The organism is Bradyrhizobium sp. TM102, assembly GCF_009176685.1.
Taxonomy (GTDB): domain Bacteria; phylum Pseudomonadota; class Alphaproteobacteria; order Rhizobiales; family Xanthobacteraceae; genus Bradyrhizobium; species Bradyrhizobium ottawaense.
The window spans coordinates 1,502,710-1,516,901 of sequence record NZ_AP021855.1 but is presented as its reverse complement, the minus strand read 5'-3'; the positions used below and the strand labels follow the sequence as shown (position 1 = coordinate 1,516,901).

13 protein-coding genes are annotated in these 14,192 nt (G+C 64.5%); 11 read left to right on the top strand and 2 right to left on the bottom strand.

Annotation, left to right across the window (positions count from 1 at the left end):
- Window positions 1–89: 89 nt before the first annotated feature.
- Window positions 90–1,466, top strand: a complete 1,377-nt coding sequence (locus GDN70_RS07105; RefSeq protein WP_249162421.1) for a coniferyl aldehyde dehydrogenase — start codon at window positions 90–92, stop codon at window positions 1,464–1,466.
- 128 nt (window positions 1,467–1,594) lie between these two features.
- On the top strand, window positions 1,595–3,193 hold the full coding sequence (locus GDN70_RS07100) for a GMC family oxidoreductase (RefSeq protein ID WP_038973161.1): 1,599 nt from the start codon (window positions 1,595–1,597) through the stop codon (window positions 3,191–3,193).
- A gap of 175 nt (window positions 3,194–3,368) precedes the next feature.
- Here the strand turns inward: GDN70_RS07100 and GDN70_RS07095 are convergent, their stop codons facing one another.
- Entirely contained in the window at window positions 3,369–4,130 is a 762-nt protein-coding gene (locus GDN70_RS07095) for an SDR family oxidoreductase (protein WP_028140629.1), read from the bottom strand.
- Window positions 4,131–4,241: 111 nt separating this feature from the next.
- Here GDN70_RS07095 and GDN70_RS07090 point away from each other — a divergent pair, with 111 nt between their 5' ends.
- Window positions 4,242–4,754 carry a CvpA family protein gene (locus tag GDN70_RS07090; protein ID WP_038973167.1) on the top strand — a complete coding sequence of 171 codons (513 nt, stop codon included), beginning with the start codon at window positions 4,242–4,244 and terminating at the stop codon, window positions 4,752–4,754.
- A gap of 129 nt (window positions 4,755–4,883) precedes the next feature.
- Entirely contained in the window at window positions 4,884–5,666 is a 783-nt protein-coding gene (locus GDN70_RS07085) for an SDR family oxidoreductase (protein ID WP_028140631.1), read from the top strand.
- A 177-nt stretch (window positions 5,667–5,843) separates the two neighbouring features.
- Here the strand turns inward: GDN70_RS07085 and GDN70_RS07080 are convergent, their stop codons facing one another.
- A complete protein-coding gene (locus GDN70_RS07080; RefSeq protein ID WP_038973160.1) occupies window positions 5,844–6,320 on the bottom strand; it encodes a DUF3775 domain-containing protein in 477 nt (158 codons plus the stop codon).
- Between the two features lie 127 nt (window positions 6,321–6,447).
- Between GDN70_RS07080 and GDN70_RS07075 the strand changes: the two genes are divergently transcribed.
- The 7 genes from GDN70_RS07075 to GDN70_RS07045 all read left to right on the top strand — a co-directional run bounded on the left by GDN70_RS07075 (window position 6,448) and on the right by GDN70_RS07045 (window position 14,136).
- The gene (locus tag GDN70_RS07075) at window positions 6,448–7,296 is read left to right on the top strand and encodes an MBL fold metallo-hydrolase (protein WP_038973159.1); all 849 of its coding nucleotides are present in this window, start codon (window positions 6,448–6,450) and stop codon (window positions 7,294–7,296) included.
- 241 nt (window positions 7,297–7,537) lie between these two features.
- A complete protein-coding gene (locus GDN70_RS07070) occupies window positions 7,538–8,380 on the top strand; it encodes a fumarylacetoacetate hydrolase family protein (protein WP_038973158.1) in 843 nt (280 codons plus the stop codon).
- Window positions 8,381–8,563: 183 nt separating this feature from the next.
- On the top strand, window positions 8,564–9,175 hold the full coding sequence (locus tag GDN70_RS07065) for a glutathione S-transferase family protein (protein ID WP_028140635.1): 612 nt from the start codon (window positions 8,564–8,566) through the stop codon (window positions 9,173–9,175).
- Window positions 9,176–9,299: 124 nt separating this feature from the next.
- Window positions 9,300–10,166, top strand: coding sequence for an MBL fold metallo-hydrolase (locus GDN70_RS07060; RefSeq protein ID WP_038973157.1), 867 nt, complete (start codon window positions 9,300–9,302; stop codon window positions 10,164–10,166).
- 128 nt (window positions 10,167–10,294) lie between these two features.
- Entirely contained in the window at window positions 10,295–11,443 is a 1,149-nt protein-coding gene (locus tag GDN70_RS07055; protein WP_152102330.1) for an alpha/beta hydrolase, read from the top strand.
- Window positions 11,444–11,508: 65 nt separating this feature from the next.
- Window positions 11,509–12,480: an iron exporter MbfA gene (mbfA, locus tag GDN70_RS07050; protein ID WP_028140637.1), complete on the top strand. Its 972-nt coding sequence runs from the start codon at window positions 11,509–11,511 to the stop codon at window positions 12,478–12,480.
- Window positions 12,481–12,663: 183 nt separating this feature from the next.
- On the top strand, window positions 12,664–14,136 hold the full coding sequence (locus GDN70_RS07045; RefSeq protein ID WP_028140638.1) for an amidase: 1,473 nt from the start codon (window positions 12,664–12,666) through the stop codon (window positions 14,134–14,136).
- The last annotated feature ends 56 nt before the right edge of the window (window positions 14,137–14,192 follow it).

The window sequence follows — 14,192 nt, the reverse complement described above, 5'->3', positions numbered from 1 at the left end:
GGCTGACACGCGCCCTTGAGGGAGGAACGCCCGTGGACAAATCCCTGACGAGCGCCCCGGTCGGAGCACTGGAGGAGGCCTTCCACGCCATGGTCGCGCGGTCGCGGGACGAGCCGCCGGCCGGCCTTGCCGAGCGGCTCGACCGGCTGGCGCGGCTGCGTGCCGTGGTCGCCGACAACGAAGAGCGTTTCCGGCAGGCGATCTCGGCCGATTTCGGCCACCGCTCGGCGGTCGAGACCACCATCGCCGAGACTATGCTGCTGTTTTCCGAGATCCGGCATGCCACAAAGCACCTCAAGAGATGGATGGCGCCGCAGCGGGTCGCGACCGCGCTGCAATTCCTGCCCGCGCGCAACCGGCTGATGCCGCAGCCGCTCGGCGTCGTCGGCATCATCGCGCCCTGGAATTATCCGCTCCAGCTCACGCTCGCGCCCGCGATCGGCGCGCTCGCCGCCGGCAACCGCGTCCTGATCAAGCCGAGCGAGCTCACGCCGCACTTCGCAGGCCTGCTGAAGGAGACGGTCGCCGCGCGATTCGATGCGACCGAGCTGCTCGTCACCGGCATCGAGGGCGAGATCGCAGAGGCGTTTGCGCGCCTGCCGTTCGATCACCTCGTATTCACCGGCTCGACCCGGGTTGGGCGGCTGGTCGCGGAGGCCGCGGGGCGTAACCTGACGCCGGTTACCCTCGAGCTCGGCGGCAAGTCGCCTGCGATCATCGACGCCTCGGCCGACCTCGATGAAGCGGCCGAGCGCATCGCCTACGGCAAGCTGCTCAATGCCGGGCAGACCTGCATCGCGCCGGACTATGTGCTGGTGCCGGAGCGCTCGTTGCAGGCCTTCGCCGAGAAGGTGCGCGCCCAGATGCGGCGGATGTTCGGCACCGATCCCTCGAACAAGGACTACACCTCGATCATCTCGGACCGGCATTATGCGCGGCTCGAAGGCCTTGTCGCGGACGCGGCGCAGCGCGGCGCAAAAATCCTGCAGCCGGCGAAGGCGGACGATCCGAACTGGAAGGCGCATCGCAAATTCCCGCCGACGCTGATCGTCGGTGCGACCGAAGCGATGGCGGCGATGCAGGAGGAGATTTTTGGGCCGGTGCTCCCCGTTCTCAGCTATTGCGATCCCACTGATGCCATCGCCTTCATCAACCATCGCGACCGGCCGCTGGCGCTGTACTGGTTCGGCAAGGACGGCACCGCGCGCGACGAGGTGCTGGCGCGCACCATCTCCGGCGGCGTCACAATCAACGACTGCCTGTTTCACTTCACGCAAATCAACCAGCCGATGGGCGGCGTGGGCGCATCCGGCACCGGCGCCTATCACGGCGAATGGGGCTTTCGCACGTTCAGCAAGCTGAAGCCGGTGTTCTATCGCTCCAAGTTCAACCGCCTCGCCGACCTCTATCCGCCCTATGGCGGCAAGATCGCGCGGCTGGAGAAATTGATGCGGTTCATGTCGTAGTTGCTCGTCATTCCGGGGCGACGCGAAGCGTCGAGCCCGGAATCCATATCCACCAGTCGGGGTTATGGATTCCGGGCTCGCGCCAAGGGGCGCGCCCCGGAATGACGAAGGAAATGGGGGAAGCATCAGTGACTGACACATTCGATTTCGTCGTCGCGGGCGCGGGCTCCGGCGGCTGCACGGTCGCAGGAAGGCTGTCGGAGGATGCGGCGACGTCCGTGGCGCTGCTCGATGCGGGCGGGACGAACGACAATTGGCGCATCACCACACCGTTTGGGCTTGCTCTGCCTTACAAAACGGCCAACTGGGCTTTCGATACCGTACCGCAAGTGGGATTGAACGGCCGCATCGGCTATCAGCCGCGCGGCAAGGGTCTTGGCGGCTCCTCGGCGATCAACGCCATGGTCTACATCCGCGGCCACAAATGGGACTACGACCACTGGGCTTCGCTCGGCAATGCCGGCTGGTCGTATGCGGACGTGCTGCCCTATTTCAAGGCTTCCGAGAACAATTCCGATTTCGACGGCGAGTATCACGGCAAGGGCGGCCCGCTGCATGTCAACCGGCTGCGCGCGGACAATCCGATCCATGATGTCTTCCATCAGGCCGCGCGCGAGGCGCAGTTCCGCATTCGCGAGGACTTCAATGGTGAGGATCACGAAGGGCTCGGCAGCTATCAGGTGACGCAGCACAATGGCGAACGCTGGAGCGCGGCGCGCGCCTATGTGCATCCCCACATCGGCAAGCGAGCCAATCTGCGCGTCGAGACGGGCGCACACGCCACGAAAATCCTGTTCGAGGGCGGGCGCGCCGTCGGCGTCGAATATGTGCAGGGCAAGCAGACGAAGCAGCTGCGCGCGCGCCGCGAGGTGATCCTTGCTGGCGGCGCCTTCCAGTCACCGCAGATGCTGATGTTGTCGGGCATCGGCGATGGAGATGCGCTTGGCAAGCACGGCATTGGCGTCGTGCACCATCTGCCCGGCGTCGGGCGCAATCTGCAGGACCACCCGGATTTCGTGTTCGTCTACGCCTCCGACTTTCCGCACTTCGTTCATGCCTCGCTCGGACGGTTGCCGTCCCTGCTCCGTGCCATCCAGCGCTATCGCAGCGAACGACGCGGCCTGATGACCACCAATTTCGCCGAGTGCGGCGGCTTTTTGAAAACCCGGCCCGATCTCGACGTGCCTGACATCCAGCTCCACTTCGTCATCGCGATGCTCGACGACCACGGCCGCAAGAAGCACAAGGAGGCGGGCTTCTCGTGTCACGTCTGCCTGCTGCGGCCGAAGAGCCGCGGCAGCGTGTCCCTGAAGAGCGCCGATCCGCTCGCAGCGCCCTTGATCGATCCGAACTTTTTGGGCGAAGAGGAGGATCTCGAGAGGATGGTCGCGGGCTTCAAGACCACGCGCCGTCTGATGGAGACGCCGGCGCTGCGCGCGCTGCAGAAGAAGGACATGTTCACGTCCGACGTGCGAACCGACGACGACATCCGCAACATTTTGCGCGATCGCGTCGACACCGTCTATCACCCCGTTGGCACCTGCAAGATGGGGACGGATGCGCTTGCCGTGGTCGATCCGGCACTGAAGGTGCACGGCGTCGAGGCATTGCGCGTCGTCGACGCCTCGATCATGCCGACGCTGATCGGCGGCAACACCAACGCGCCGACCATCATGATCGGAGAGAAGGCGGCGGATATGATCAGGGCGGAGATGCGGGCGAGTTAGTCGGCGCTGCCACGTCATTCTCGGTGTCGTCCCCGCGAACGCGGGGACCCATAACCACAGGGAGGAGTTGTGGCACGAGATGATAACTCCGAGTCCTCGCCAAATTTCTCCCTGTGGCTATGGGTCCCGGATCTGCGCGCGCTTGAGGTGCGCTTGTCCGGGACGACAGCCGGGCTCAATTGAGCAGGAAACCACCGTCGACCGTGATCACGCTCCCCGTCATGTACCGCGACGCCTGTGACGCCAGCAGCAGAATCGCGCCGTCGAGATCGGACTCGGCGCCGACACGGCGCTGCGGGATGCGTTTGGCCAGGCGCTCGCCGGCCGGCGTCGACCAGAAGGCGTGGTTCATCTCGGTGTCGATATAGCCGGGCGCGAGCGCGTTGATGCGGATGTTCTGGCCGGCGAGCTCCAGCGCCATCGCCTTCGTCGCCTGGATGATGCCGGCCTTGGAGATCGCGTAAGGCGACACCGCCTTCAGGACGCCGGTGCCGAGCACGGAGGCGATGTTGACGATGTTGCCTGACTGCTTGCGGGCGATCATGCGCCGCGCGACTTCCGTCGCGAGGAAATAGGCGCCCTTGAGATTTGCACCGATCACCGCGTCCCAATCCGCTTCGGTCTGCTCGGTGGCGAGTTTCTCGATGGCGATGCCGGCATTGTTGATCAGCACCGTGACGGGACCGAGCGCGGCCTCTGCTGCGTCGACGGCCCGGGCGATCGAGGCCGTGTCGGTGACGTCGAGCGCGACCGCGGCGGCGCGGCCGCCCTTGCCGCGGATCTCCTCCTCCAGGCTCTTCAGCTTGTCGGCCTGACGCGCCGCGAGCGCGACGGCTGCCCCGTGGGCGGCGAGCACCCGGGCAAATTGCCGCCCCAGCCCCTGGCTCGCGCCCGTGACGAGGATGGTTTCTTTACTGACGTCAAATAGGCCTGACATTGGCGATAGACCCTACGCTCTTGGAGCCATCAATACAGACGATTTTAGCGATCTGAAACCGGAATGATCGGTCCGGCGTTCATTCGTTCCGTCGAGGGCAGGGTTTTGCTGATGAACAATTTCGATCTCGCCGTCTACGCCGCGCTCGCCATCGCGGTCGGCTTCGGCTTCAGGACCGGCCTGCTCCGCAGCGCCATGACCATCCTCGCCTATCTCCTCGCTGCTCCGATCGCGGTCGCGCTGATGCCGTTGATCGTGCCGCAGATCGCCGGCAATCCGGATGCGCCATTGCTGCAGAACTGGATCTGGCTGTTCGGAATCTTCGTGGTGGTCGGCATGCTGTTCGGCTATATCGGCCGCCTGGCGCTGAACGACACGATCCGCGACGCCGGCATCGGCGACCGGCTCGGCGGTGCCGCGCTCGGCGCCGTCAGGGTCGGTCTCGTCGCCACCACGCTGGTCCTGGTGTTTGACCAGATCGTGCCGGCCAACAGACAGCCGCCTTTTCTCGCCGGCTCGCATCTGCGGCCGCTGTTCTCGACGGCGGGTCAGATGGGCTTCAAGTCGCTGCCCCCGGAAGCGACCTCCGCGATAGACCGCCTCAAGCAGGAACAGCGCATCTGATCTGTCGCATTTGCATCGCTAGCGGCGAGGTGCATGCATTTTGATGCGAGCCCGTGCCTTATCAGCGACGCCGATGTTGGCTAAAGTGGGCGCCATCCAAAACCTGCCTGACATTACGGGAGTGAAACAGTGGATCTTGGGATCAAAGGTCGCCGCGCCATCGTCTGCGCATCCAGCAAGGGCCTCGGTCGTGCCTGCGCCATCTCGCTGGCGGAGGCCGGCGTCGACGTCACGCTGACCGCGCGCGGCGCCGAGGCGCTGAAGAAGACGGCGGACGAGATCCGGAAAGCCTATCCTGATGTGAAGGTCACCGAGATCGTCGGCGACATCACGACGCCGGCGGGCCGCGAGGCCGTGCTGAAGGCCTGCCCCGAGCCCGACATCCTGATCAACAACGCCGGCGGCCCGCCGCCCGGCGATTTCCGCAACTGGACCCGTGACGACTGGATCAAGGCGATCGACGCCAACATGCTGACGCCGATCGAGCTGATCAAGGCGACCGTGGACGGCATGATGGCGCGCAAGTTCGGCCGCATCGTCAACATCACCTCGGCCGCGGTGAAGGCGCCGATCGACATCCTCGGCCTCTCCAACGGCGCGCGCGCCGGCCTCACCGGCTTCATCGCCGGCCTGTCGCGCAAGACCGTGATCAACAACGTCACCATCAACGGCCTGCTGCCCGGCCCGTTCGAGACCGACCGTCTCACCGGCACCGCAAAGGCCGAGGCTGACAAGCGCGGCGTCTCGGCCGAGCAGATCCTGACCGAGCGCGCCAAGCTCAATCCCGCCGGGCGCTTCGGCCAGCCCGACGAGTTCGGCTATGCCTGCGCCTTCCTGTGCGGCGCCAAGGCCGGCTTCATTACGGGCCAGAATATCCTGCTGGATGGCGGCGCATTCCCGGGGACGTTGTGACCGGTCCTCTCCCTCTCCCCGTTCTTACGGGGCCGCGACGAGCTTCGCTCGCGCCGAAAGGGCTGGGGTGAGGGGCTGCTTCGGCAAACACGGTGAGAGTTGGACTCGCGGAGAGTCCCCCTCACCCGATCGCTTTGCGATCGACCTCTCCCCGCAAGCGGGGCGAGGTCAGCAAGATCACCGCTGTTTCGTCGGCTCGTCTTCGTCCTGCCGACTGGGAGCGGACGAATCGGCCGTCGTGCGCTCGTCGGTCCAGTCGATGCCGAATTCGTCGAGCCCGCCTGCGAGCAGATCGCCCAGCATCGGCTCGCCGAGCAGGTAATGCACCGTTTCGCGGCGGGGGCTGCGATATTCGGTGCGCGCCTCCACCGCGCGGGCGCGCAAATCGTCCCAGTCATCGATGGTGCCGTCGCCGCGACCGAGCCACGTCAGCGCGACGAGATCAAGCTGCTCGTCCTCGTTCAAGGCGATCATGAAGCTGCCGAGCTCTTGGACGACAGGATCGGAGCCATCGTCTTCGAGGACGTCGACCGCGTCGTCATCGGTCGGGTTCGAGCCGGAATCCGGATCGGAATCCCCCTCTTTGACGTCGAATTCACGCGCCTTCTCGATGATGAAGGCGACTTTCTCCGCGGAAATCGCAAGCTCTGGCATGGCTTCCTCTTCGGCTTTTTCCTGGGGTTCCCGCGATAACGCCGCACCGCGTCAGATGATCCATTGCGCTCGATGACGGAAACGGCGCATCTTTCGGCATCAAGGCAAAAACATGGGAAGGCGGCGGATGCAGTGGAAGGTCGGCCAGGTCAAAATCACCAAGATTGTGGAGCTGGAGACGGTCGGCTCGACCCGCTTCATCCTGCCGCTCGCGAGCAACGCAGAGATCCAGAAACTTCCCTGGCTGATCCCGCATTTCGCCACCGAAGAGGGCCGGCTGAAAATGTCGATCCATTCGCTGGTGCTGGAGACGCCGTCGCGCCGCATCGTTGTCGACACCGGCCTCGGCAACGACAAGCAGGGCCGCAATGTTCCGACCTGGAACAACCGCACCACGCCGTTCCTCGCGACGATGATGGCAGCCGGTTTTGCGCCGGACAGCATCGACACTGTGCTGTGCACGCATCTTCACGTCGATCATGTCGGCTGGAATACGCGGCTGGTCGACGGCCGATGGGTGCCGACCTTTGCCAAGGCACGCTATGTCTTCGGCAAGACCGAATACGAGCACTGGCTGGAACATTCGACCGAGCCGGACAAGCGAGCCGTGTTCGAGGATTCCGTGCAGCCGATCGTCGACGCCGGCCGGGCCGATCTGATCCCGAGCGACCACCAGCTCTGCGGGGAGATCAGCATGATCCCGACCCCCGGCCACAGTCCCGGCCATATGAGCATTCTCATCCGATCGGACGGCGAACAGGGTCTGCTCACGGGTGACGTCGCCCATCACCCCTGCCAGATGGCGCATCTCGACTGGTCCTCGACCGCGGACTCCGACCAGAGCCAATCTGCAAAGACACGGCGCGAATTGTTCGGCCGCTTTGCCGACACGCCGACCTTGGTGATCGGCGGCCATTTCTCGGCCGGGCATATCAGGCGGGATGGAGAGGCATTCAGGTTTGTGGCGCTGGCCTAGGTCTCGTGCCCCGGATGCTGCGCAGCACGAAGTGATGCGCTGCTAAGCCGGGGCCCATGTATCTGGATCCCGGCTCTGCGTCGCGTCATTTCATGCCGCGCCGCGTCCGGGACACGAGAGCGCCGTCCGCCCATCGAATCCAGAGGGCTGCAATGCGCCCCGCTCTGGGCGGTTGAATTTCCCCTCGCCCTGTTCCATGAAGCTGCTTAACCGATCGGTCCATTCCTAGGGAGAAACGAGAATGAAGCTTGTTCGTTATGGCGAGAAGGGTGCGGAAAAGCCCGGCCTGATCGACAAATCCGGCCAGTTGCGCGACCTGTCGGCGCATCTGAAGGACCTCACCGGCGAGGCCTATTCGCCCGAGAGCCTGAAGAAGCTGGCAGGCCTAGATCCCGCCTCGCTCCCGGCGGTCTCCGGCAAGCCGCGGTTCGGCGCCCCCGTCACCGGCATCTCGAAATTCGTCGCGATCGGCCTCAACTACTCCGACCATGCCAAGGAGACTGGCGCCGATATCCCGAGCGAGCCGATCATCTTCATGAAGGCCAACACGTCGCTGTCCGGCCCGAACGATGCGGTCGAAAAGCCGCGCGGCTCGACCAAGCTCGACTGGGAAGTCGAGATCGCCGCGATCATCGGCACCCGTGCGAAATATGTCTCGGAAGCCGACGCGCTGAACCACGTCGCCGGCTACTGCGTCTGCAACGACGTCTCCGAGCGCGCCTTCCAGATCGAGCGCCTGGGACAGTGGACCAAGGGCAAGTCGCACGACACGTTCGGCCCGCTCGGACCGTGGCTTGCAACCAAGGACGAGATCAAGGACGTGCAGAACCTGTCGATGTGGCTGGACGTCAACGGCCAGCGCCGCCAGACCGGTTCGACCAAGACCATGATCTTCTCCATGGCCAAGTGCATCTCCTATGTCTCGCAGTTCATGACGCTGCTGCCCGGCGACGTCATCACGACAGGCACCCCGCCCGGCGTCGGCCTCGGCATGAAGCCGCCGACCTTCCTCAATGTCGGCGACGTCGTGACGCTCGGCATCGAGGGCCTCGGCGAGCAGCGCCAGGAGATCGTGGCGGCGTAAGCCGTGCCCTCATCCTGAGGAGCGCGCAACGCGCGCGTCTCGAAGGATGCGCCACAAGCACAGTCGCCCGACGTTCGCGCCGGGTGAAGAGCGACCGTCCCTCGTTGTCCATCCTTCGAGACGCGCGCCAAGGGGCGCGCTCCTCAGGATGAGGACTGTGTGTCTGGATAGAGGTTATTTCCAATGAAGCTCACCTTCTCCCCCGCCTCGCCCTTCGCCCGCAAGGTGCGCATCGCCGCGATCGAGCTCGGGCTGATCGACAAGATCGAGCTCGTGCCCGCAAGCGTCGCGCCGGGCACGGCCAATGAGGACTATTCGAAGATCACGCCGCTGAAGAAGCTGCCGGTGCTGATCACCAATGACGGCGACGTCATTCTGGACTCCTACGTCATCGTTGAATATCTCAACGAGACCGCCGGCGGCGCCCTGATCCCCGGTTACGGTCCCGCGCGCTGGAAGGCCAAGACCAATCATTCCCTGATCAACGGCATGCTCGATTCCATGCTGCTGTGCCGCTACGAGAAGATGGTGCGGCCGCAGGGCCTGCAATGGCAGGCCTGGTCGGACGACCATTGGAACAGGGCGTGGACCGGCATGGCGCGGTTCGAGAACATGCCTGAGGTTCTGAACGGCCCGTTCGACATCTCGCAGATCGGCCTCGTCTGCGTGCTCGGCTATGCCGACTTCCGCTTCGCCGATTGCGGCTGGCGCAAGGCCTATCCGAAGCTCGACGCCTTCCATCAGAAGATGCTGGAGCGGCCCTCGGTCAAGATCTCTGTGCCGCCGGCCGCCTAAAGCGCGATGAAGATCATCGCGCTTTAGGGTTGTTGTTTGAGCGTGATCTTGTCGGAAAACCGCTGAACACTTTGCGCTATCGCGGCCCTCCGGGTCCGGATCATGCTGTAAACGCGGAGTTCTCATGAGCCTGAAGTTCTCGGTCGGCGATCTCACCATCCATCGAATCATCGAGCAGGAGACCTCGTTCGTCCCGGCGCTGGAGATGCTGCCGGGATTGACGGCCGAGGTACTGGCCGAGAATCGGGCATGGATGCGCGAGAGCAAGGCGCTGGATGACCAGGACGTGCTGCTCCTGTGCTTTCAGTCCTATGTGGTGAAGACGCCGCATCACACCATCCTGGTCGACAGCTGCATCGGCAACGACAAGCCGCGGCCTCGGCCGAAATGGAACATGAAGACCGACGACACCTATCTGCGCGGGCTGGGCGCCGCCGGCTTTGCGGTCGAGGACATCGACTTCGTGATGTGCACGCATCTGCATGTCGATCACGTCGGCTGGAACACGCGGCTGGAGAACGGCCGCTGGGTGCCGACCTTCCCCAAGGCGCGCTACGTCTTCGCCAGGCAGGAATTCGACCACTGGACCGAGCAGAACGCGAAGGCGCAGGTCGCCCCCTTCGCCGACAGCGTGCTGCCGGTGGTTGAGGCGGGACGCCACGAACTCGTCGGCAATGATCATGAGATCGGCGATCACGTCCGCATCCTGCCGACGCCGGGCCATACGCCGGGGCATATCGCCGTCACGATGGGCCGCGGCAAGGACGATGCCGTGTTCTCCGGCGATCTCATGCACTCGCCGCTGCAGACGCTCTATCCGGAGCTGTCGATCAAGTTCGACGTCGATCCAGCCGCGGCAGCGAAAACGCGGCGCAGCTTCCTGGAGCGCTATTGCGACACCGACACGCTGTGCTGCACCGCGCATTTCCCGTCGCCCTCGGTGGGGAAGATCCGGCGCAAGGGCAATGCGTTCGTGTGTGAGTCCATCTAGCGAGATGCCGTAGGGTTGGCAAAGCAAAGCGTGCCCACCATGCCAGACGCGTCGCGGAAAGATGGTGGGCACGGCGCGCGATGCGCGCCTTTGCCCACCCTACGATTCCACCCGAGTGGAGAGACACGATGACCGCACTCCCTGACATCCCCCTGCCCGCCGGAATCCGCTCGCGTTATGTCGACGGCATCAACGGCTTGCGTATGCACGTGCTGGAGGCTGGCTTCGAGACCACGGGGCGGCCGTGCCTCCTCTTGCTGCACGGCTTTCCCGAACTCGCCTTCTCCTGGCGCAAGGTAATGCCGACGCTGGCTGCGGCCGGGTATCACGTGATTGCGCCGGACCAGCGCGGCTATGGCCGCACGACGGGATGGACTGCGGATTACGACGGCGACCTTGCGCCGTTCTCACTCCTCAATCTCGTGCGCGATGCACTCGCCCTGGTGTCGGCGTTCGGCTATAGGCAAGTCGATCTGGCCGGGCATGATTTCGGCAGCCCGGTCGCGGCCTGGTGCGCGCTGATCCGGCCCGACGTGTTTCGTTCGGTGACGATGATGAGCGCGCCGTTCGGCGGACCGCCGGCGCTGCCGTTTGGTACGGTCGATGCTCCGGCAAAGCCTGCGGTGGAGGACCCCGTGCATCGCGGGCTCGCCGCGCTGCCGCGGCCGCGCAAACATTATCAATGGTACTATGCGACACGCCCGGCCAATGCCGACATGCAGCACGCGCCGCAGGGCGTGCATGATTTCCTGCGCGCCTATTATCATCACAAGAGCGCGGACTGGACCAACAACAAGCCTTATCCGTTGGCGTCGTGGTCGGCGGACGAACTCGCAAAGCTGCCAACCTATTACGTGATGGATCTGAACGAGACCATGGCGGAGACGGTCGCCAAGGAGATGCCTTCGCCCGCCGCGATCGCCGCCAACCAATGGCTGCCGGACAGCGACCTCGCCTATTACAGCGGCGAATATGGCCGCACCGGATTCCAGGGCGGGCTGCAATGGTATCGCTACGGCACGACAGCCGCTCTCAACAGCGAGATGCAGCTGTTTGCGGGACGCAGCATCGACGTGCCCTCCTGCTTCATCTCGGGCAAGCAGGATTGGGGCACTTACCAGCGTCCGGGCGTGTTCGAGGCGATGCAGGGGCGCGGCTGCACGAAGATGCTCGGCTGCCATCTGGTCGATGGCGCCGGCCATTGGGTGCAGCAGGAGCAGCCGGCCGAGGTCAGCCGATTGGTGTTGGACTTCCTGGCCACGGCCCACGCGTCCTGAATTGACCCGGGAACCACGGCGTCCTATATAATTTAGAATAGTTCTAAACTCGATTCAGGGCCGTCGTGAAGAATTTTGCCGATCTAACCGAGCGCGAGGTGCTTGCGGTCGCGATCTCCTCCGAGGAGGAGGACAGCCGCATCTACATGACCTTCGCCGAGGACCTTCGGGAGCGTTACCCGGACACGGCAAAAATCTTCGAGGAGATGGCCGAGGAGGAGCGCGGCCACCGGCACATGTTGCTGGAATTGTACGAGCAGCGCTTCGGCAAGCATCTGCCGCCGATCCGGCGCGAGGACGTCAAGGGATTCCTGCGCCGCCGCCCGGTCTGGCTGACCAAGAACCTGTCGCTCGACGCCATCCGCAGGGAAGTCGAGACAATGGAGATGCAGGCGGAGCGCTTCTACGTGAAGGCCGCCGAACAGGCCCAGGACGTCGGCGTGCGCCGCCTGCTCGGCGATCTCGCCGAAGCCGAGAAAGGTCACGAGGAGACCGCCGCAAAGCTGACGGGCGAGATCCTGAATTCCGACGTCCGCGCCGAGGAGGATCGCACTAATCGCCGCATGTTCGTGCTGCAGTACGTGCAGCCGGGCCTTGCCGGATTGATGGACGGATCGGTCTCGACGCTGGCGCCGCTGTTTGCCGCGGCCTTCGCCACCCACCAGAACTGGCAGACGTTTCTTGTGGGCCTCGCCGCATCGATCGGCGCCGGCATCAGCATGGGTTTTGCGGAGGCGCTGTCCGACGACGGATCGCTCACGGGGCGCGGCTCGCCCTGGCTGCGCGGCGTCACCTGCGGCGCGATGACCACGCTCGGCGGCCTCGGCCACACCGCGCCCTATCTGGTGCCGGATCATTGGGCCAACGCGTTCTGGATCGCAACGGCGATCGCCTGCGTCGTCGTGTTCTTCGAATTGTGGGCGATCGCCTTCATTCGCTCCCGCTATATGGACACGCCGTTCCTCCAGGCCGTATTCCAGATCGTGCTTGGCGGCGCGATCGTGCTCGCGGTGGGCGTGTTGATCGGGGCGGCGTAGTGGCCTCACATTCGCTGTCATTGCCCGCCCCTGTGCGCAATTGCGGACTAGGCGGGCGATGACGGCGAACTCCTGAACTCCTTCCGTTCCGTCTCGCCGGCACATCAATCGCGATCAAACAGTCGTTGCAGCATTCGGGCAAACTGCGCATCATCCTCCGACAACAAGAGCAGGAGAAGCGCCGTGACCAGATCGGAATGGAGTTTCAAGAGCGCGGTCGAACTTTCGGCCGCATTGACCGCAAAGAAGGTCTCCGCGGTCGAGCTTACCCAGGATGCCATCGACCGCATCGAGCGTCACGACGGCAAGGTCAACGCGATCTGCGTGCGGGATTTTGATCGCGCCCGCAGTGCGGCACGCGAGGCGGATGTGGCGCTGGCGCGCGGCGAAAGAAAACCGCTGCTCGGAATTCCGGTGACGGTGAAAGAATCCTTCAACATCGCGGGCCTGCCCACAACCTGGGGCTGGACGCCGCAAAAGGATTTCAAGCCGACCGAGGACGCGCTGTCGATCTCCCGGGTGAAGAACGCCGGCGGCGTCATTCTCGGCAAGACCAACGTTCCCGTGGGCTTGGGGGACTGGCAGAGCTACAACGACATCTACGGCACGACGAACAATCCATACGATCTCGGCCGCACGCCCGGCGGCTCATCAGGCGGCTCGTCGGCAGCGCTGGCGGCCGGCTACGGACCGCTCTCGCTCGGATCCGACATCGGCGGCTCGCTGCGCGTGCCGGCATTCCATTGCGGCGTCTATGCGCACAAGCCGACATACAATCTCTGTCCGACGCGCGGCCATACGCCGCCGCCATTTCCTGCGGTCCCGATGGAACGCGATATGGCGGTGATCGGACCGATGGCCCGGAGTGCGGCCGATCTGACGCTGCTGCTGGACGTGATGGCCGGTCCCGATCCGGTCGACCTCGGCATCGGATACAAGCTGGCGCTGCCGGACGCACGCCACGACAGGCTGAAGGATTTCCGCCTGCTCGTGATCGACAGCCATCCGTTGCTGCCTGCGAATTCCGACATTCGCGGCGCGATCGAGACGCTGGCCGGGCGATTGACGGGCGCCGGCGCGAGCGTCGCGCGCGAAAGCCCGCTGTTTCCGGACTTCAAGGAAGCCTCGCGCCTCTACATGCGCATGTTGATGGGCTTTCTCGGCGCGTTCTTTCCGCCGGATATTCTCGCCGGCGCACGTGCCGGCGCGGCGCATCTCTCACCCGAGGACAAGAGCCTCGCGGCCGAGCGGCTGCGCGGCATGACCTCCAGCCATCAGGCCTGGGTGTTCGACGAAGGCGCGCGCGCCGGGCTGCGCGCGCAGTGGCGGCAATTGTTCCGGACATTCGATGCGGTGATCTGCCCGATCATGCCGACTCCCGCCTATCCGCATGATCATTCGCCGGAGCAGGAGAAGCGCCGGATCAATATCGACGGCAAGGACCATGTTTATCCGGACCAGCTTGCCTGGCCCGGCATCGCCACGCTGACGGGCTTGCCGGCCACGGCCGTTCCGCTCGGCCTGTCGAAGGACGGGCTGCCGGTCGGCGTCCAGATCATCGGCCCCTTCCTCGAAGACCGTACGCCGCTCAGGCTCGCTGAACTGATCGAGCGTGAGTTCGGCGGGTTCCAGCCGCCGCCATTATTCAATGATTAGTTCTTCCCGTCATCGCGAGCGAAGCAATTCAGAATTTTTCGAAGTGACAGTCTGGA